Source organism: Shewanella sp. GD03713, assembly GCF_029843705.1.
Classification (GTDB): domain Bacteria; phylum Pseudomonadota; class Gammaproteobacteria; order Enterobacterales; family Shewanellaceae; genus Shewanella.
On record NZ_JAOCIW010000001.1, the window covers coordinates 2,045,576 to 2,066,291 of the forward strand.

Here is a 20,716-nt window from a genome sequence, read left to right on the forward strand (position 1 = left end):
TCAATAAACTAGCATAGTTATCTTAGCCTAGGTTATCATTTCTGTCGTATGAAACTTAAGACTTGTGCTCTATATTCCTATTTGCTTTAATTTTTACTATATACTATAACGATTGATTATAGCTGATACTGAGTTGCGCCATGTTCGCCAATCCAATTCAGCCTGTTTGAGACAAGGACATAAGATGAAACTGCAACAGCTCAGGTATATTGCTGAGGTCGTCAAACACAACCTTAACGTATCGGCCACCGCGGAAAATTTATATACATCGCAACCTGGGATCAGTAAGCAAGTTCGCATGTTGGAAGATGAATTAGGCATTCAAATCTTCGGTCGCAGTGGTAAACATTTGACCCACGTAACACCCGCCGGACAACAGGTGATAAATATTGCCAATGACATCTTAGGCAAAGTCGAAAGCATTAAAAAAGTCTCCGAGGAATACACTAAACCTGATCAGGGTGAATTGAATATCGCGACCACGGATACGCAGGCGCGGTATGCGTTACCCCATATTATTCGCCAATTCATTGACCGCTATCCTAAAGTCAACCTGCATATGCACCAAGGCACGCCATCGCAGATCAGCGAACAAGCGGCGCGTGGCGATGCTGACTTTGCTATTGCCACCGAAGCGATGCACTTGTATTCCGACTTAATCATGTTGCCTTGTTACCATTGGAATCGCTCGGTTGTGGTTCCCAAAGATCATCCCTTGGCGACCCGTACCCATATCAGTATCGAAGATTTAGCCCGTTTCCCATTAGTCACTTATGTGTTTGGTTTTGACCGCGCATCGGAGATTGAAAAAGCTTTTAACCGCGCTAATCTCGAGCCGCGGGTGGTCTTTAGTGCGACCAGCGCCGATGTACTGAAAACCTATGTACGTTTAGGCTTAGGAGTCGGGGTGATAGCCTCGATGGCGATTGACCCTAATATCGATAAAGACTTAGTGGCTATCGATGCGGGCCATTTATTTGCCCACAGCACGACTAAGATTGGTTTTAGAAAAGGCAGTTTCTTACGTAGTTATATGTATGATTTTATTCAACACTTTGCACCGCATTTGACTCGCGATGTCGTTGAAAAGGCGGTGGCATTACGCGATCAGCAATTGATTGATGAAATGTTTGCCGATAAAAACCTGCCAATGCGTTGATTCGCGGTTGTTAGAGACAATAAAAAATGCCGCAATGAATGCGGCATTTTTTATGCGAAATTGACAGCAGTCATAGCCGAATTAGGTCAAATCCACTTTATCCATTTCAAGCTGGCCTAAGGCAATAACGGCTTGAGTACGATTACGGACTCCCAGCTTTCTAAAAATCGCGGTAGCGTGGGCTTTGATGGTGGCTTCAGACACACCTAAGTCATAGGCGATTTGCTTATTGAGTAAGCCCTCGGCGAACATCTGCAACACTTTGTATTGCTGCGGCGTCAAGTCGGAGAGTTTGTTGGCCATCTTATCCGTATCATCATCTTCAATCGGGATGATTTCAGCACCAGCGGGCAACCAGATATCCCCAAATAATACGGCGGTGAGCGCTTCTTTTAAGGTTTCCATCGACGCTGACTTCGGGATGAACCCACTGCCGCCATAATGGATAGCACGGCTAATGGTATTGATATCCTCATGGGCCGAAATCACCACCACAGGCAGTTCAGGGTAATGGGAGCGCAGGTGAATAAGCGTCGAATAGCCGTGGGAGCCAGGCATTTGCAGATCCAGCAAAACCAAATCGTAACTCACATTCTGTGAATCTAGTACTGACTGCAAGGCATCGGCACTGTCGGCCTCATACCATTGGGTGTGCTCAAAGGCGCTACTGAGGGCTTGACGTAGTGCATTTCGAAACAATGGATGGTCATCGGCAATAATAATATTTAAGTTTTCTAGCTTCATGGCTTTGTTGGTTATGTTCGTGGCACGTGAAGATTAAACCCAATGTAACAGAAAAGTAATCGAGGATCCTATTGCTTTATGCAGTAAGATTGACAAAATTTTTATATGTTTCTGGTTGTTATACTTTTGTCTATCAAAGGTGGGCGGATTATTCAAACAAAAACACGCCCTCAAACGGGCGTGTTTAAGGGCGAGAGTACCTTATTTTGACTGGCTAAATCTTATTCAGCGGTCCACACCTGAGTCGGATGGCGTTGTTCGTCAACCGCAACAAAGGTGAATACACCGCGGATCGCATGTTCGCGGTGGTCTTGATACATGTCCTCGACGAAAATATTCACTTCCACCTTTAACGAGGTATTACCCACATGGATCACGCGGGCGATGAGTTCGGCTAAGGTGCCCGCTGGAATAGGTTTTTTAAAGTCGATTCTGTCGGAGCTGACGGTTACTAAGGTTTTACGGCAAAAGCGAGTCGCCGCAATAAAGGCGGTTTCATCCATCCAAGCTAATGCTTCGCCACCGAATAAGGTGTTGTGGTGATTGGTAATAGACGGAAATACAGCCTTGATCACCCGCGCTTCGGATTGATTGATCCGCTGTTCGATGGCGTCAGAAAAGGCTGGGCGGCTAGAGTCGAGCGAGTTTGGCATACGGCAACCTGAGGTTATGCATTTTTAAAGAGGCGCAATTATAGTGAGTTTTCAATTTGAATGGTAGAAAACACCTATATCGTTAGGTGTTAAGGTAAAACGAAAAGAAAAAAGGCTTCCAGTGGAAGCCTTTTGCCGTGGGTAATCGACTTATTTACCGAGAAACTCACGTCTATCGCGAGAGGCCTTAGCCAGATCGCGCAGTAATTTCTCCGAGTCATCCCAATGCAGGCAAGCATCTGTGATGCTTTGGCCGTAACACAGAGGTTGACCCTCAACCACTTTTTGATTGCCTTCCTGTAAGAAACTTTCGGCCATCACCCCTGCAATGGCCGTGCTGCCCGTGCGCATTTGCGCCATGATATTGTCAGCAACCACTAGTTGCTTCAGGTGATTCTTTTCGCTGTTGCCGTGGCTAAAATCGACCACCACGCGCGGAGTCACATTGACAGACTCAAGTTTTAATCTTGCTTCTTCAATGTCTTGTTCAAAGTAATTCGGCTTTTTACCGCCACGTAAAATAATGTGGCCGTAAGGGTTACCATGGGTGCGATACACTGACATGGCGCCATCTTTATCCGGTGAATAGAAGATATGTGGCACTTTTGCTGCGCGCACTGCATCGACGGCGATATTAATGTTGCCATCAGTACCGTTTTTAAAGCCAACGGGGCAGGAGAGTGCCGAGGCCATTTCACGGTGGACTTGGCTTTCGGTGGTGCGAGCACCGATAGCGCCCCAGGTGATTAAGTCGGCAATATATTGACCATTCACCATGTCTAAAAATTCGGTGGCAATCGGTAACTTCAGCTCAGTAATTTGCTGCAATAATTCGCGGGCAATACGTAATCCCTTATTTGGCTCGAAGCTGCCATCTAAATCAGGATCGGAGATTAACCCCTTCCAACCGACGATAGTGCGTGGTTTTTCAAAATACACACGCATTAAAATGCAGAGATCGTCCTTTAACTCTTGATGCAATACCGCTAAACGGCGAGCGTAGTCGAGGGCGGCTTGAGTATCATGGATAGAGCAGGGGCCAATGATCACTAATAGGCGTTGATCTTCGCCCATAATAATGGCTTCGACTTCACGACGTTGTTGTACGAGATAATCGGCTGCATCTTGGGTTAACGGGTACTCAGATGCCAGTTGTGCAGGTGAGATGACTTTAGCTAATAAGGAAGTGCGTAATTCGTCTGTTTTAATGGTCATTCAAAATACCGAGCTTGCGTGCGGCGCTTTTCGCCAGATTGCCTCGGATTATAACGAATCGAACAGCATTGCACAGTGCCAATTGTGTTAATTGTCGGCAACTGTGCAATGAATTTGATTTAAGTTAGACCTATTTAGCCTAAATCGAGGGACTCGATTGTCTCGTTCGAAATCATCAAGATTAGAACATATGACGTTCTAAGCCTGTCACGTCCAAAATCTTAGTGGCGATTTCTTCGACCGAGTGGTTGGTGGTGTCGATATAAGGAATACGTTCACGTTTGAACATCATCTCGACTTCTTTGACCTCTAAACGACACTGCTTTAAGGACGAGTAGCGGCTGTTTTCCATGCGGCTTTGGCGGATTTCATGTAAACGCACTGGATCGATGGTTAAGCCGAACAACTTCTTCTTATTGCGTTTTAACGCTTCGGGCAGTTTCAGGTTATCCATATCGTCTTCGGTGAACGGATAGTTGGCTGCTTTAATACCAAACTGCATCGATAAATAGAGGCTGGACGGGGTTTTACCGCAGCGAGACACGCCAAGCAGGATTAAATCGGCCTGATCCATATGTTTCATGGTTTGGCCATCGTCATTGTCCATCGCAAAATTGATGGCATCGATACGAGCTTCATAGCCGTGATTGGCTTTTCCGTGGGTGCGATGTAACACCGGAGAGGCGCTAACGCCTAAATGTTGTTCAAGTGGTGCAACGAAGGTATTTAAAAAATCGTAATCGAGTCCTTCACTCGAATAAATAATGTCCCGAATTTCAGGTTTTACGATCGAATGGAACACTAACGGCCTTTCACCTGTTGTAATAAAACAATCATTAATTTGTCGTTTAACGTTCTCAGCTTTTGCCAATGTTTCAACAAATGGAATTGTAAGTGACTCAAATTCTAATGGAAATTGCGAGAGTACTGCATGCCCAAAAACCTCAGCTGTGATCGCTGTCCCGTCGGAGATGTAAAATACCTTTGGTGCCATACTGACCTCTTGTAGTAATAAAATTACAAATAAAATTATAGATTTACGCTGCTTCGGCGGGAGTGTAAAATGCCGCTGCCCTCGTGTGAAGGGGCCACTGAAATAAACTTGCGGAGATAGAACTGTGCAGCAATACGTACTCTGGTATCAGGAATTAGGCATGGGTGACGTCAACTTGGTTGGCGGTAAAAATGCTTCTCTTGGCGAGATGATCAGCAATCTAGCTAATGCCGGTGTTCAAGTACCTGGCGGATTTGCGACTACTTCTTATGCGTTCAATGAGTTCCTTGAACAAAGTGGAGTAAACCAGAAGATTTATGACATCCTAGCAACATTGGATGTAGATGATGTCAATGCACTGGCACAAGTAGGTGCACAGATCAGACAATGGGTTATCGATACCCCGTTCCAACCAGCTCTAGAGCAAGCGATTCGTGAAGCTTACGATAAACTTGCCGCTGAAACGAGCGATGCATCATTCGCGGTGCGTTCTTCTGCTACCGCAGAAGACATGCCAGATGCTTCTTTTGCTGGTCAGCAAGAAACCTTCTTAAACGTGAAAGGATTTGACTCAGTACTCGTGGCGATTAAGCACGTGTTCGCGTCACTCTTTAACGACCGTGCAATTTCATACCGTGTACACCAAGGTTATGAGCACCACGGTGTTGCCCTGTCTGCTGGCGTTCAACGCATGGTTCGTTCAGACAAAGCGGCATCAGGTGTGATGTTCACCATGGACACTGAATCAGGCAACAACGATGTGGTGTTTATCACTTCATCTTTCGGTCTGGGTGAAATGGTTGTTCAAGGTGCGGTAAACCCTGACGAATTCTATGTTCACAAACCCATCCTCACTCAAGGCCATAAAGCCGTTGTTCGCCGTAATATCGGTAGCAAGCTCATCCAGATGGTGTATTCCGATGATGCTTCTCACGGCAAACAAGTGAAAATTGAAGACGTTGCTGCTGAAAAACGTCGTCAATTCTCTATCAACGACGCCGAAGTGATGGAATTGGCTAAACAAGCTATGGTTATCGAAAAACACTACGGTCGTCCAATGGACATCGAGTGGGCAAAAGACGGTAACGATGGCAAACTCTATATCGTTCAAGCGCGTCCAGAAACGGTTCGTAGCCGTGAAGACGTACAATTAATTGAACGTTACCACTTAAAGAGCCGTGGCGCGGTGATCTCTGAAGGTCGTGCTATCGGTCATAAAGTGGGTTCAGGTGTGGCTAAGGTATTAACTTCAATCGCTGACATGGATCAAATCCAACCTGGCGATGTGTTAGTGACCGACATGACTGACCCAGATTGGGAACCTATCATGAAGCGCGCCAGCGCCATCGTGACTAACCGTGGCGGTCGCACCTGTCACGCGGCGATTATTGCCCGTGAATTAGGTGTACCAGCAGTAGTAGGTTGTGGCGACGTGACCGACCGTATCAAGAATGGTCAGTTAGTGACTGTTTCTTGCGCCGAAGGTGACACTGGTTACATCTACGAAGGTAAGCAAGAGTTCGAAGTGGTGTCTAACCGCGTTGACGCTCTGCCTGCATTACCGATGAAAATCATGATGAACGTGGGTAACCCAGATCGCGCATTTGATTTTGCTCGTTTACCAAACGAAGGTGTGGGTCTAGCGCGTTTAGAATTCATCATCAACCGCATGATCGGTATTCACCCGAAAGCGCTGCTTGAATTCAACCAACAAGACGCTGCGCTGCAGGAAGAAATCAACGAGATGATCGCAGGTTACGACTCTCCAGTTGAGTTCTACATTGCCCGCTTAGTCGAAGGTATCGCCTCAATCGGTTCTGCTTTCTATCCGAAGAAAGTGATCGTGCGTATGTCAGACTTTAAGTCTAACGAATACGCGAACTTAGTCGGTGGTGACCGTTACGAGCCAGAGGAAGAAAACCCAATGTTGGGCTTCCGTGGTGCGAGCCGTTATATCTCTGAATCATTCCGCGATTGTTTCGCGTTAGAATGTGAAGCGATTAAGCGTGTGCGTAATGAAATGGGTCTGAAAAACGTTGAAGTGATGATCCCATTCGTCCGTACCGTGAAAGAAGCCGAGCAAGTGATTGAACTGCTGAAAGAGCAGGGCTTAGAGCGTGGTAAAGATGGTCTGCGCGTCATCATGATGTGTGAAGTACCGTCAAACGCGCTGTTAGCGGACCAATTCCTTGAGCACTTCGATGGTTTCTCTATCGGCTCAAACGACTTAACTCAGCTATCACTCGGTCTTGACCGTGACTCAGGCATCATCAGCCACCTGTTCGATGAGCGCAACGAAGCCGTTAAGATCCTACTGTCTATGGCCATTAAAGCGGCTAAGGCTAAGGGCGCTTACATCGGTATCTGTGGTCAAGGACCTTCAGATCACGCTGATTTCGCCGCCTGGTTAGTTGAACAAGGTATCGATACCGTATCGTTAAACCCTGATACAGTGATTGATACTTGGTTATATTTAGCCGAAGCGCACGGTTGATCTCGGTTGTAATTTTATAAAGGTGTTAAAAAAGCCGCTTTTTAGCGGCTTTTTTTTGTTTATAATGGGCCGCATAACAATAATTGACTGAAGCCGCTCATGTTACCTCTGTTATCACACCAACAAACCTTAGAACCTGTCTATCTGGCCTATCTTGATGCCTTAGCGCAAAGTGGCTACGCCGGTGATATCGATAAGCGCTATAGCGCGCGCCTCGTGCAGGCCACGGATAACTCCGTATACCAATTTTTGCCGCAGGCGGTGCTTTACCCTAAGCATCAGAAAGATATTCAAATCGCCTTGTCGCTGGCGGCAAAAGCTGAATTTGTGGGTGTGACTTTTAGTGCCAGAGGCGGCGGTACGGGTACCAATGGCCAATCGCTGACCCACGGCTTGATCCTCGATGTGTCTCGCTACATGAATCGCGTATTGGAAGTGAACCCCGAGCAGGGCTGGGTACGCGTCGAGGCGGGTGTCGTCAAAGATGCGCTAAACGATGCGCTGCGTCCCCACGGTTATTTCTTCAGTCCAGATCTCTCAACCTCAAACCGTGCCACCATCGGCGGTATGATTAATACCGATGCCTCGGGCGCGGGATCTTTAGTTTACGGTAAAACCTCTGATCATGTGCTGGCGCTACGCAGCGTATTGATTGATGGCAGCGTGTTCGACACTCGTCCCCTGGATGCGGGACTGTTATGTAACCCCGATAACGTGAGCGATAATCCGCTCGGGCAAAAACTGATTTCGGCAATTGCCGAGGTGTGCCGCGAGAAGCGTGCGCTGATCGAACAACAATTCCCTAAGCTCAATCGTTTTTTAACCGGATATGACTTAAAGAATGTCTGGAACAACGGCTTAACCCAGTTCGATCTCTCGCGTATTTTAACTGGCTCTGAAGGCACGCTGGCGGTGATCACCGAAGCGAAACTCAACATTACACCACTGCCGAGTGAACGGGCGATGGTGAACATTAAGTACGATTCCTTCCAGTCCGCACTGCGCCATGCGCCATCCTTAGTGGCGGCGCGGGCCACTGTGGTCGAAACCGTGGACTCAAAAGTGCTTAACCTTGCCCGTGAGGACATTGTTTGGCATTCGGTTTCAGACCTTATTCAAGAAGTGCCGGCCAAAGTGATCGATGGCCTCAATATGGTTGAGTTTGCTGGTGATGCCGCTGAGGTGAGCGAAAAGCTTGCAGCACTCGAAGCCGTGCTGACCGAGCAAATCAGCCGTGGTGAGTGTGGTGTGGTTGGTTATCAAGTCACTCAAGATAAGGCCAGCATTGAGAAAATCTACGGCATGCGTAAAAAAGCCGTGGGCCTGCTCGGTGCTACCAAGGGACGTCGTAAACCCATTGCGTTTGCCGAAGATACGGCAGTGCCGCCCGAAATGCTTGCCGATTATATTATGGAGTTTCGCGCACTACTCGATAGTCACAATTTGCAATACGGCATGTTTGGTCATGTGGATGCGGGCGTGTTACACGTTAGGCCCGCGCTGGATATGTGCGATGTGGAAGATGAAAAACTGCTGAGGGTGATTTCCGATCAAGTCGCGGCACTGACACTCAAATATGGCGGTCTGATGTGGGGCGAGCACGGAAAGGGCGTGCGCGGCGAATATGGTCCATCGGTATTTGGTGACGAGCTTTATGGTGTGCTGCAAGACATTAAAGGCCTATTTGACCCTGATAATCGACTCAACCCAGGCAAATTAGTGGCGCCCAAGCAAGCGGGTGGCCTGTGTTTTGATGTGGACAGTACCAAGCGCGGCAAGTTTGACCGGCAAATTCCGGTCGAAGTGCGCGATGCCTATCCCGATGTGATGAACTGTAACGGTAATGGCCTGTGCTTTAACTACAGCAGTTTCTCACCTATGTGTCCGTCATTTAAAGTGACGGGAGACAGAGTTCAGTCGCCTAAAGGTCGCGCGGGCTTGATGCGTGAGTGGCTGCGTTTACTCGAATCCGAAGGCGTCGATGTCAATGCGCTGGCCAGAGCTAAACCCTTAGGTATTTTGCAGCGCATGCAAAATACCATCAATGCGAAGCGCGATTACGATTATTCCCACGAAGTGATGGAATCGCTGAAGGGATGTTTAGCCTGTAAGGCTTGCTCGAGCCAATGTCCGGTGAAAGTGGATGTGCCTAAATTTAGGGCGCAGTTCTTTAATATTTACTATCAACGTTATCTGCGTCCGGCTAAAGATTATCTGGTGGCGGGCATCGAAGACAGTCTGCCCATTATGGCGGCGGCGCCAAGGCTAACCAATTTCGCCTCGCAGAACCCGCTCAGCCAATGGGTGATCAAAAAAGCCATCGGCTATGTGGATGCGCCGGCGCTGTCGGTGCCGACATTAAAACAACGACTCGATGGTCATGCGAGCCGTGGTTATGATCTAGCGGCATTGCAGGCCATCCCCGCCGATGAGCGCGCAAAATTTGTGTTAGTGGTGCAAGATCCGTTTAACAGTTTCTACGATGCTGGCTTGGTATATCGCTTTATCCAATTGATTGAAACGTTGGGATTAAACCCTGTTCTTCTGCCCTTTAAACCCAATGGTAAACCGACCCATATTAAGGGTTTCTTGGATAAATTTGCCAAAACGGCGCAGTCGAGCGCGGATTTCTTAAACCAAGTGCATAAGTTAGGCATGCCTATGGTGGGCATCGATCCCGCCTTAGTGCTCTGTTATCGCGATGAATATAAAGAAATCTTAGGGGCGAATCGCGGCGCGTTTGAGGTGAAACTGGCTAACGAGTGGCTGCTTAGCATTCTGCAGGATATTCCGACTAAGGCCATGCAAGATAAGCAATTTACTTGGTTTAGCCATTGTACTGAGTCTACGGCTAAACCCAATACCGCCAATGAGTGGAGCAAAATCTTCACTCACTTTGGCGCTAAATTAACCGCGGTGAATCTGGGTTGTTGCGGCATGGCGGGTACTTACGGCCATGAGGCTGAGAATCTTGAGCGTTCTAAGATCTTGTTTGATATGTCGTGGAAAGACACTTTAAGCAAGATAGACGCGTCGCAGGTGCTAGTCTCTGGCTACTCTTGTCGCAGCCAAGTGAAACGTTTCGCCGGTTACAAGCCAAAACATCCATTAGAGGCTTTATTGGAGCTCGTTAAGGCTTAACGCAATTTTGTATTAGGGATTGGATAATCCCTACAGCAATGCCACACTAAACCAGTCGTCAGGCTGGTTTTTTTATTGAGGGGACGCTATGGAAAAACACACGGACAATGTTATCGACACGCTACAGGAATTCACCAGCAAGCCAGCGCCGGATGTTGTCACACAGCCAACGGCGCTGTGTAGTGAAGTCGCGTTATTTCGTATCCAACTCTCCAGTGACTGGATATATCAGGACAGCCCATTACCGACCAAGTTTGCCAAGTTATTTGCCAGTATTTTACATGGTATCGATGGCGAACATTTTCTGATCACGCCAGTCGAGAAGGTGCGAGTCGAGGTGGATGATGCGCCACTGTTGATTGTCGATTATGTGAAAGATGAAACAGCATCGGGTTTAACGCTGCGCAGTAGTATTGGCACTGAGCATTATCTGGCGACACTCAATCATCTAAAGCTCACCGACTTTGGGATTTATCTGCCGCTAGAGCGCGGCCTATGGGGAAAATTGAGCCGTGCTTGTTACTATAATTTTGTGAATGAATTCAATTTACCCGACGACGAAGAGGCGGATGCGTAAAGATTTTGATTGCAATTACTTGGGCAAGCTGACTAGTTTATTACAGGTTAAGTGATAGTATTAAAACTGACCTCGGCCAATCCTTCTCGGGTTTGGGTCAGTGTTGTTGGGGCTAAATGGTGTTTTCGGAGGTGCTGTTTGAACCGCTATGAAAGCTTAGGCTATCTTGTTTCCCACTTGAATATTGAGCTGCAAAATGAGCTCGATATACAGCTGAAACGCTATCAGCTCGACATTAAGTTGTGGCCAGTGTTGTTCGCGCTTTGGCAGGAGGAGGGGATCTCTCAGACCGAGCTGTCTAAGCGTTGCGATGTGGCCAACTATACCATGACCCGTTTGCTCGATCAGTTGCAGGTTCAGGGATTGATCACCCGTCACCAAGAGCTCGATAACCGCCGTGCATTCCAGATTTTCCTCACCGATGAGGCTAAAGCGCTGGAGCAGGATTTGATCCGTGAGGCTGAGCGGGTCAATGAAAAATACCTGTCCAATTTGACTGAAGAAGAGCGCCAGCAGTTTATGCGCTTACTCAATAAGATAAATCGTTTACCTTCAATCACAGCCTTGTGATTTCAAGCTTCAAGCATTCGACATTGCGTTTGAGCTATATTTCGTCTTTGCTTCAGTTTTCACACTCCTGTCTTTCCCCAGCGTAATGGCAACAAGCCATACTCTGGGCATTGCTATTTTAGTTTGGCAGTACAAATTGCTACCCGAGGATTGTTGCAAGAATGTTTCGTGAAACGTCATCTTGTTGTGTTGGAAGCAAGCATTCCAAGATAACAAACGTTGCTTAAATTTGATTTGAGCAATCATAAGGTGATTTTTCAGGGAATATGAAATGAAACAACTTTTTAAGCGCAGTCGTATTGCGGCGACTTGCCTGATGGCAATGGGTTTTACCCTCAGTTATTCAACCTTGGCTGAAGATAATGTTGCGCTGATGGAAGCGCAATCTGGCGCCGTACAATTTACCTTGATTACTGGCGAGGTGGTCACGGCCGTTGTGCGGGCCGATGGCTCACTCGGCGGTATCCGCCTTCTCGGCGAAAACGGTGCTGAGGTGATTACCAGCCTCTTCCAAAATCAGAATGGTCAATATCTTATCACTCCAAAGGCGCAAAAATGGGTAGAGTCCCATACTGTCGACATCGAGCTGTTTAACATCTCTAAGCTCCATGCAGCGGGTTATGATGATGCCTCCACCGATAAATTGCCGGTTATTATCGAATACCGTGATGGCACCCTAGCGGGTTCTGCTGTGCCTAATCCCATTGAAGGGGCTACCTTAACCGAGGAGATTGAACTTATCGACAGCGCTGCTTTTGGGATCAGCAAACAACAAGCCGCCAAAGTATGGGAAACCTTAAGTACCGATGATGCGGTGAAGTCGGTATGGTTAGATGCGGTTGTGCATGCCCATAAGGATACGACTAGCGGGATAAATGCGCTGGCTAACCTAACCCCAACCGTGCCGTTAACCGGTGCGTATGGCAATTTAGCCAAGGCATTTAATGGCCAAGGTGTCACCGTGGCCGTGCTTGATACTGGCTACGATGTGCAGCATGGCGACTTGTCGGGCCTAGTTGTGCAGAGCAAAGACTTTACTTATTCCAGCAATGGCGTCGATGATCTTAACGGCCATGGAACACACACTGCGGCCACTATCGCAGGGACGGGTGTGGAATCTAACGGTCGCTGGGCGGGCATGGCGCCTGGTGCCAAATTGCTGGTGGGCAAGGTACTGACAAATTCAGGTTCAGGCTCGACGAGTGGGATCTTGAGTGGCATGCAATGGGCCGTGGCTCAAGGCGCCGATGTGGTTAGTATGTCATTAGGCGGCAGTGGCACCAGTTGTACAGGACCACTTGTCGACATGGTTGAAGCTTTGAGTGATAAGGCGTTGTTCGTGGTTTCTGCGGGCAATAGTTTTACCCGCGAGACGGTGGGGATCCCAGGATGCGCCCCGAGTGCGTTAACCGTAGGTGCCGTTGACCGCGATAATCACACCGCATCTTTCTCATCCCGTGGCCCTTCACCTGATGGCCATTCTGCGAAACCCGATATCGCATCCCAAGGTGTGGATGTTGTCTCTGCGGCCTCGGGAGGATTCGGGGTAACGGCCTATCGCGCCCTGTCCGGAACATCCATGTCGGCGCCCCATGTGTCTGGCGGCGCGGCCATTGTGATGCAAGCTAGACCCGAACTGACACCCCGCCAAGTGAAAGAAGTGCTGACTTCCTCTGTGGTTCCGACCGATGCCCATGTGCTAGAACAAGGCGCTGGGCCTATGGATGTTAATCGCGCTGTAGGACAAAGCATTATCGCGCCGCCGAATATGGAACTCGGCTCTTTTGCCTATGATCAGGATATTGGCGTGACAGAAAAAACCATTAGTCTACGCAATTTATCCGACAAGGATATCAGCCTTAAGCTGAAAATGAGCTTGATAGGTGAGGACGGTAAGACGCGCATGCCAGCAACCCTAGCGGGGCTTAGCGTCAACAGCATTAACGTGCCAGCCAATGGAAGTGCTGAAATCCCAGTGTGGATTGACTCGAGTGTGGCACTGCGCAGTGGCGCCTATGGCACTATCACTGGGCGTATTGAAGGCACCAGCACAGGCAAATCGAATGAGCGCGTCACAGTGCCGATTTCATTTTGGATCCAACCGCCGCAAGTCAATCTGAGCTTCAGTGTCACCGATATGCGTGGCAAAGCCGCTTCTTCTCCGTCGAAAGTCTACTTAATGAACGAAGAAGATGATTGGGGACAAGCCGTTACGCTCAGAAATGGTCAGGCAAGCCTCTCTGTTCCTGAGGGCAATTACACTATCGTTGCGAACATCATGACCTACGATAATGACTCAACAACCTCTGGGTTAGTTGAGTCTGCGACCCAAATGGCGGTGCTGGATCGTAAAGTGAGCCAAGATACCCAGATTGAGTTCGACGCCCGCAATGCCGAAAAACTCGAGTTCAAGGCGAGCAAACCTTTGGCACCTCAAGGCTATGCGTTTGGCTTTACCTATGCGCTGGATGATAACAAAGTGGCGAAATTAGCCGCGATGGAGTTAGCGCCTGATTATGTGAAAGACATCTACACTTGGTCGCAGGGACATGATGATAGGTTCCGCTCGTTTGTCACCACTCGCGCCTTTGCACCCGAAACTGTACTTACCATGCAAAATGGCGAAGTGCTCGATTATAACAAGCAGGGCTTAGCCTTATCCTTTGATGGTAAAGGCAGTGCTGAAGTCGTGCCCGTTGGCGACGCGGGTTACAGCACCGATTGGACCCAGTTTGACTTAACGGGCCGTATTGCGTTGATTGGCAACCCTAATTATCTGACATCTTACATGGTGGCGAATGCCCTTAAAAACGGGGCGATTGGGGTTATCTTCTATCGTCCGGGTCAACATGGTCGTTATAAGGGGACGATTTCTGGCACGCCACGTATCCCCGCTGTTGGGATCAGTTCGGAGCAGGGTGAAGCCCTGTTAGCTCAGATTGAAGCGGGTAACAATATCGTCAGTTGGTCAGGTACGGCTGCGGAGCGAACGCCTTATGCCTACTCCATTAACCATATCACCGACGGGCGTATCAATGGTGGGCAAGTGGTGTTGCAAGAGCAAAAAATGCAGCGCATTCGTGCCAGCTATCATTCGCAAAATGATCAGCGCCCCATTTGGACCGATATGATGGCGATGACCAACAGCACCGGAGAGTTTTACTCAACCGGTAGCTCACAAATGGTCATGACGCCCGTGGTACGCGACGAGTACTACACGGCAACCAGCAAAAACATGTGGACTAACATTGTGATGCCCGGTATTCAGTTATCGACGGACGGCGGCTATTTTGATGGTCCAAGAATGATGACCGAAGGCACGGTTGAGACCACTTCTTGGCTAAAAGGCCCCAAGGCGGGGAGTTTGCTCACCAATGGTGGCGCCATTGCCAATCGTGATACTAACACTATCGACTTAAGCATTGTGCGGTTTGGCGATGCGGCAGGGCATGATGGTACGGGCGGGTATAATTCACAGTCGCTCTACGGACTCAAAGTGAATGGCCAGAGCACTTACTTAGACAGTGGAGTGTTTACGCTTCCCGATACCAATGCGCAAGTGGAGTTAGAAGTGCGATCTTACGCCCGTGGTGTGGGCAGTAGCTCACCGGTGAAGGACAATCTTGGTTCCTTCTATCAAGGGATTTATCAATTCAGCACAGACTCGAGTAAACAGGGCCGCCAAGCGGTGCTGACTCCTAAGCTCGACATTCCAGTGGCGATAGATAATACCTTGGCTGCAGGTGTACCTGTCGAAGTGAAACTCTCAGCTGTGATGGATGGTGCGTCGCAGGTGGATTTATCCGATGTCACGCTGCAATACGGTTATGGTCAGGAATGTTCGCTTGCGGCGATTTCTGTCTCGATTTATTGCCCTGTATCGGCAAAGTTTGCCGAAAGCGCTTGGAAAACCGCAGAAGTGAAATGGGTTAACGGTGAGTGGGTTGCCACAATCCCGAACGATTCCACAGCTGGTAATTTTGTTCACTTACGTGTGCAGATGAGTGATGGTAGTAGCGAAGCGAAACAAACCATGATGCGGGTGTATATGTTGAAGTAACACGCTTTTGTGAGCCAGTAAAACCGCGACTAGCCACGCTAGTGGCGGTTTTTATTTGGCAATTACAATGGCAGGAGGAGCATGAGTAGCACTAGACTTGAGCCGAGCAATAATCCCTGTTGCAACAGTCGCTGGCATTGCAGCAAATTATTTTTGCCTTGTTTTAAACTGGTAATAAGTTGATTGTGTTTATAAATTCGGCAAGTCAACTCATCGGTTTGAGGGTCGATAAACAACTTGAAACTGCATTGATGGCCATCATTGAGCTGCACTTTATGTATACTGTTAGGGCCAAAGTTAAACTTGCGCGACACCATTTGCCCATTCACGAACACCCGTTCAATTCCAAACCAATCACTGGCCTGTAGCTCAACCGAGTCCTGATTTAACTCGTACTTAAAACTGACCATATGCAATCCCTTCACTGACAGACGAGTGATTAATTCAAGCAGAGGCACATAGGCTTTTCCACTACAGAAAAGTGAATTTTACGTGGCGTTTTGGTATCTGATTGGTATTGAGAGGAATTTATTTTTTAGCTGGATAAGCGAAGTGAGGGAAGTGGTAGAGGCGGACAACGCGCTGTTGTCCGCCTACAGCATGATTATGCTTTTGCTGCTTGATAAATGGCACGGGCCATTTCGTCAGCAACCGCAGCAGTAGTACGGTTTTCAGCATCGGCTTTAGTGAAAATCTTCAGCAGAGTGTTGTAGATTTCTCTGACCTTAGCTTCTGATTTTGCCGCGTCATAGTCTTTTTCAAATGAGACGTTGATGATACCGCCAGCGTTAATCACATAGTCTGGAGCATACAGAATGCCCATTTCTTTTAGCTGCTCGCCATGGCGGACTTCGGCTAATTGGTTGTTGGCACAACCGGCAACAATCTTAGCTTTAAGCTGTGGCAGAGTGACATCGTTTAGGGTGGCACCTAATGCACATGGCGCATAGACATCAACGTCTTGGGCATAGATATCCTGTGGGGCAACGACGATAGCACCAAAGTCGGTAGCCACTTTGTCGAGTGAAGCTTGGTGAATATCGGTGACGATAAGCTCAGCACCTTCTTCATGCAGGTGTTTACACAGGTAGTAACCTACATGGCCCACACCTTGAACGGCAATCTTAAGGCCTTTTAAGCTGTCTAAACCCAGTTTGTGTTTAACGGCAGCTTTGATGCCTAAATAGGTGCCTAATGCTGTAAAGGGCGATGGATCGCCGCTCTTGCCTTCAAGACCCGCCATGTATGGGGTTTCTTGATGAGCGATCATGATATCCGCTGTTGTGGTACCTACGTCTTCGGCTGAATAGTAACGTCCACCTAGGCTATTGATAAAACGGCCAAACGCACGGAAGAGGGCTTCGCGATCAGGGCGCTTAGGATCGGCAATAATCACTGACTTACCACCGCCCATGGTTAAACCAGCAAGGGCGTTTTTGTACGTCATACCGCGGGAGAGGCGTAATACGTCTGTCAGGGCTTCATCGTCGGATTGGTAGTTCCACATCCGGCAACCACCCACAGCAGGACCTAAATTGGTGTTATGGATGGCAACGATGGCTTTTAAGCCACTCTCTTTATCATGACAGAATACGACCTGTTCATGCTCATCAAAGGATACATGATTAAATACAGCCACGTGAAGTTCTCCGCTATACACAATAAAACGTCGATGGAATCACTTCCCATCGACAGCTCGTTATATTTATTGCAGAACCATAGCATTTAGCGATACTCTCAACCATGCATAATGACCGAATAAATAGATTATTTGTGGCAATCTAGCTTTCCACTTTACGTAAACGTAAGGTTTTTAGTGTGAAACCAGTTTTTACTGGGATAATCTCAGACATTAGAACGATTCGCGTGCTGTCCCAAGAATGAAAGCCGCGTAATAACAATAAGATAGGACGGAAGTATGACTGAACAAGCTGTCGACCAGGCTCAACCAACAATCTCTCCAGAAGAAATGGAGAAAATGCGCCAAGAGTGGGTCAGAACTCAATTCCAAAAGGCGAACCGTTTTTTAGCGGAAAAAGGGGTGATCCCAAGTAAAGTGTTAGCCGACGAGAGCCGTTATCTGGCGCCTTATTTAGCGATTTGGAAAATGGAATCTAAGCGTCCTTCGGCCAAAACCTATTGGGTGATGTCTGGCGATTTACCGTCGGATTTCGTCGATGTCAAAGTCGCGAAAACGGCGCGTGATGCGATTCGTCATTTCTCTATGATGTGGCAGATGCAGGCCGAAAATTTAATCCGTTCAGGCGCGGTTCAACGCGATGCGACGCAGGCAAAATTTGCGCAATTATTAGTCTCACGTGCTGAGAGCCTGTATCGGATGCACAATGACGAAAAGCTTTGGAATACCAATGCTTAATCTTGTGTAATGGTAAAAAATTAAAGGCACTCAGTAGAGTGCCTTTATTGTTTTAGGTGACGCTAATCTGTCGACCTAACGCAGTAGTGCGCTAAGGCTTAAGCTTCATCATCACTTAAATAATATAAGCCTTGATTGATAAGCTGGAGCAGTAGCGCTTGCACTTCGGCATATTCACACAGTGCCATGGCGCTGTCGCGATCAAAGCTAACATGGTCGCTTAATTGAGTTAACACGGCTTCTGGTGTATTGGGTAGCTCATAAATTTCGCCATTGATGAATAAGCGGGATTGAGTGTCGTTTTCTAAACGCAGCACTTTTAAGCCGCCGATACGATTAACGCCAGCGCCTTGCTCGAACGCATCCTGCAGATCGTCGGCGTTATAGGCTTCTTCACCCTCACAAATATCCAGTTCAAAACGGTTTTGGCTCAACAGTTTACCCAGCACCACTTGGTAGCTGGTTGGATCTTGGGCGAGCTGGCTTAACAGCGACATGATCCCGAGTTGATGATCTTGACTGATCACGCCAGGATTCGCAGGCTCAGTTGCAGAGGTAAAACGCTGCTGACCTAAGTTATTGTCGAGCAGGTAATCGGCAACTTCACTGGCGAGTTCTTGTTGGCTCGGCGCGCGGTAACCAATTGAATAGCTTAAGGCTAAGGTTAAGGTTTCACCGCAGTGTGGGTAGCCAGGCGGAATATATAGCACGTCGCCTTTCTCTAATACCACGTCGATGATAGGCTCGAAGTCTTCCACCAGTGGCGAGTTCGGGTTACCGCCACGGCGTTGTTGCGGCGTATTAGCACCCACAGTCCAACGGCGCTCGCCTTCACCTTGGATGATAAACACATCGTAGTTATCAACGTGTGGACCGACACCGCCACTTGGCGTTGCGAATGACACCATCAAATCATCGAATCGCCAGTCGGGCAGAAAACGAAACGCTTCCACTAATGGCTGAGAGTCCGGATACCAATGGTTTACGGCTTGCACCAGTAATTGCCAGTGGGTTTCACCGTAATTGTCGTAATCCTCGAACGGGCCTTGGATCACTTCCCAGTTATCTTTTTGAGTGACCACGATGCGCGAGGTGATTTCTTCTTCACAGGCAAGGCCGGCAAGCTCATCGGCGCTGATCGGATCTTCAAAGTTAGGGAAGGCACCCTTGATAACTACAGGTTTTTGTTGCCAGTGTTCCTTGAGGAACTGGGCGATATCGAGATTGAGTGTATACATAGTGTCAAAAAAGGCGACTACATCGAATGTAACCGCCTTAATCCTTATTTATGGCTGATAAACAATATCAGCTCGCGCATGTTTGCTATTGCGACTTAGCAAACTCCGCTGAGCTAAAAATATTAGTTAAGCTCGTCGACGAAGGCTTCAGCACGGCCAATGTAGTTGGCTGGCGTCATCTTCTTCAGCTCTGCTTTCACTTCTTCAGGCAGGGCTAAACCGTCGATGAATGCTGCTAATTGCTGGGCATCGATACGCTTGCCTCGAGTCAGTTCTTTTAACTTCTCGTAAGGCTTTTCAATACCATAGCGACGCATAACGGTTTGTACTGGCTCGGCTAGGACTTCCCAGTTTTGGTCGAGTTCGGCACGTAAATGCTCTTCGTTCACTTGTAACTTGCTGATGCCTTTTAAGGTGGCTTGGTAGGCGATCAGCGAGTGGGCAATACCCACGCCCAAGTTACGCAGTACGGTTGAGTCGGTCAGGTCACGTTGCCATCTTGATACTGGCAGCTTAGACGCTAAATGTTGCATCAGTGCGTTAGCAATTCCAAGGTTACCTTCAGAGTTTTCAAAGTCGATTGGGTTGACTTTGTGTGGCATGGTTGATGAACCAATTTCACCCGCAACGGTACGTTGCTTGAAGTGACCAAGGGCAATGTAACCCCAAACGTCACGGTCGAAGTCAATCAAGATAGTGTTGAAACGCGCGATAGCATCAAACAGTTCGGCGATGTAATCGTGTGGCTCGATTTGTGTGGTGTAAGCGTTCCAGTGCAGGCCTAAGCTGGTAACAAAACGCTCTGACAATGCATGCCAGTTCACTTCTGGGTAAGCAGATAAGTGAGCGTTGTAGTTACCTACGGCGCCGTTAATTTTACCCATGACTTCAACAGCTGCGATTTGCTTGATTTGGCGCTCTAAACGTACCGCAACGTTGGCCATTTCTTTACCTAAAGTTGAAGGCGAAGCGGGTTGACCGTGGGTGCGTGACATCAATGGCACTGAGCGGTATTCAACGGCCAGTTTTTTGATGGCGCTGAGCAGTTCATTGCAGTATGGCAGAACCACTTGCTCACGGGCTTCGGTCAACATTAAGCCGTGGCTTAGGTTGTTGATGTCTTCAGAGGTACAGGCGAAGTGAACAAATTCACCCACAGCGGCGAGTTCGGCGTTGTCTGCGATTTTTTCTTTGATGAAGTATTCAACCGCTTTTACGTCGTGGTTGGTGGTGCTTTCAATGGCTTTCACGCGTAGCGCATCTTGCTCGCTGAAATTGTCTTTAATTGCATCTAACACCGCGATAGCAGACTCGCTCAGTGGCGGCACTTCGGTGATTTCTGGGCAATCGGCGAGTAATTTTAACCAGTTGATTTCAACTTGAACACGGTACTTAGTAAGACCGAACTCGCTGAAAATCCCTCGCAATGACGCTGTTTTACTACCGTAACGGCCGTCTACCGGAGAGATAGCAGTTAGTGCGGAAAGATCCATG

General features: G+C 48.2%; 15 protein-coding genes. 7 read left to right on the forward strand and 8 right to left on the reverse strand.

What is annotated here, in order from left to right; genetic code table 11:
• Positions 1-184: 184 nt before the first annotated feature.
• Positions 185-1,159 carry an HTH-type transcriptional regulator CysB gene (gene cysB, locus N5E87_RS09155; protein ID WP_011622367.1) on the forward strand — a complete coding sequence of 325 codons (975 nt, stop codon included), beginning with the start codon at positions 185-187 and terminating at the stop codon, positions 1,157-1,159.
• 81 nt (positions 1,160-1,240) lie between these two features.
• On the opposite strand, the gene N5E87_RS09160 is transcribed toward cysB, so the two are convergent.
• The 4 genes from N5E87_RS09160 to N5E87_RS09175 form a co-directional block, all read right to left on the reverse strand.
• Complete coding sequence (locus tag N5E87_RS09160; RefSeq protein WP_086903577.1) at positions 1,241-1,903, reverse strand: response regulator transcription factor; 663 nt, start codon at positions 1,901-1,903, stop codon at positions 1,241-1,243.
• Between the two features lie 221 nt (positions 1,904-2,124).
• On the reverse strand, positions 2,125-2,556 hold the full coding sequence (locus N5E87_RS09165) for an acyl-CoA thioesterase (protein ID WP_011622369.1): 432 nt from the start codon (positions 2,554-2,556) through the stop codon (positions 2,125-2,127).
• Positions 2,557-2,706: 150 nt separating this feature from the next.
• Positions 2,707-3,771 (reverse strand): 3-deoxy-7-phosphoheptulonate synthase, encoded by a 1,065-nt coding sequence (locus tag N5E87_RS09170; RefSeq protein WP_086903578.1) that lies wholly within the window; start codon positions 3,769-3,771, stop codon positions 2,707-2,709.
• Between the two features lie 181 nt (positions 3,772-3,952).
• The gene (locus N5E87_RS09175; RefSeq protein WP_011622371.1) at positions 3,953-4,765 is read right to left on the reverse strand and encodes a pyruvate, water dikinase regulatory protein; all 813 of its coding nucleotides are present in this window, start codon (positions 4,763-4,765) and stop codon (positions 3,953-3,955) included.
• A gap of 124 nt (positions 4,766-4,889) precedes the next feature.
• Here N5E87_RS09175 and ppsA point away from each other — a divergent pair, with 124 nt between their 5' ends.
• The 5 genes from ppsA to N5E87_RS09200 all read left to right on the forward strand — a co-directional run bounded on the left by ppsA (position 4,890) and on the right by N5E87_RS09200 (position 15,607).
• Positions 4,890-7,259 (forward strand): phosphoenolpyruvate synthase, encoded by a 2,370-nt coding sequence (gene ppsA / locus N5E87_RS09180; RefSeq protein WP_011716755.1) that lies wholly within the window; start codon positions 4,890-4,892, stop codon positions 7,257-7,259.
• Between the two features lie 99 nt (positions 7,260-7,358).
• Positions 7,359-10,400, forward strand: coding sequence for an FAD-binding and (Fe-S)-binding domain-containing protein (locus tag N5E87_RS09185; protein WP_086903579.1), 3,042 nt, complete (start codon positions 7,359-7,361; stop codon positions 10,398-10,400).
• An 88-nt stretch (positions 10,401-10,488) separates the two neighbouring features.
• Positions 10,489-10,977 carry a DUF1285 domain-containing protein gene (locus tag N5E87_RS09190; protein ID WP_011716757.1) on the forward strand — a complete coding sequence of 163 codons (489 nt, stop codon included), beginning with the start codon at positions 10,489-10,491 and terminating at the stop codon, positions 10,975-10,977.
• Between the two features lie 138 nt (positions 10,978-11,115).
• Entirely contained in the window at positions 11,116-11,547 is a 432-nt protein-coding gene (locus N5E87_RS09195; protein ID WP_086903580.1) for a MarR family transcriptional regulator, read from the forward strand.
• A 271-nt stretch (positions 11,548-11,818) separates the two neighbouring features.
• Entirely contained in the window at positions 11,819-15,607 is a 3,789-nt protein-coding gene (locus N5E87_RS09200; RefSeq protein WP_279775268.1) for a S8 family serine peptidase, read from the forward strand.
• Positions 15,608-15,669: 62 nt separating this feature from the next.
• Here the strand turns inward: N5E87_RS09200 and N5E87_RS09205 are convergent, their stop codons facing one another.
• Positions 15,670-16,017 (reverse strand): hypothetical protein, encoded by a 348-nt coding sequence (locus N5E87_RS09205; RefSeq protein WP_011622377.1) that lies wholly within the window; start codon positions 16,015-16,017, stop codon positions 15,670-15,672.
• A 194-nt stretch (positions 16,018-16,211) separates the two neighbouring features.
• The gene (locus N5E87_RS09210) at positions 16,212-17,246 is read right to left on the reverse strand and encodes a Glu/Leu/Phe/Val dehydrogenase dimerization domain-containing protein (protein WP_011716761.1); all 1,035 of its coding nucleotides are present in this window, start codon (positions 17,244-17,246) and stop codon (positions 16,212-16,214) included.
• A gap of 279 nt (positions 17,247-17,525) precedes the next feature.
• On the opposite strand from N5E87_RS09210, the gene N5E87_RS09215 reads away from it, so the two are divergent.
• Positions 17,526-17,984: a DUF4826 family protein gene (locus N5E87_RS09215; RefSeq protein WP_023265484.1), complete on the forward strand. Its 459-nt coding sequence runs from the start codon at positions 17,526-17,528 to the stop codon at positions 17,982-17,984.
• Between the two features lie 98 nt (positions 17,985-18,082).
• Here N5E87_RS09215 and N5E87_RS09220 read toward each other — a convergent pair whose 3' ends face one another.
• Positions 18,083-19,222 carry a cupin domain-containing protein gene (locus N5E87_RS09220; protein ID WP_086903582.1) on the reverse strand — a complete coding sequence of 380 codons (1,140 nt, stop codon included), beginning with the start codon at positions 19,220-19,222 and terminating at the stop codon, positions 18,083-18,085.
• A gap of 122 nt (positions 19,223-19,344) precedes the next feature.
• Complete coding sequence (purB, locus tag N5E87_RS09225; protein ID WP_055648404.1) at positions 19,345-20,715, reverse strand: adenylosuccinate lyase; 1,371 nt, start codon at positions 20,713-20,715, stop codon at positions 19,345-19,347.
• Position 20,716: the final 1 nt, after the last annotated feature.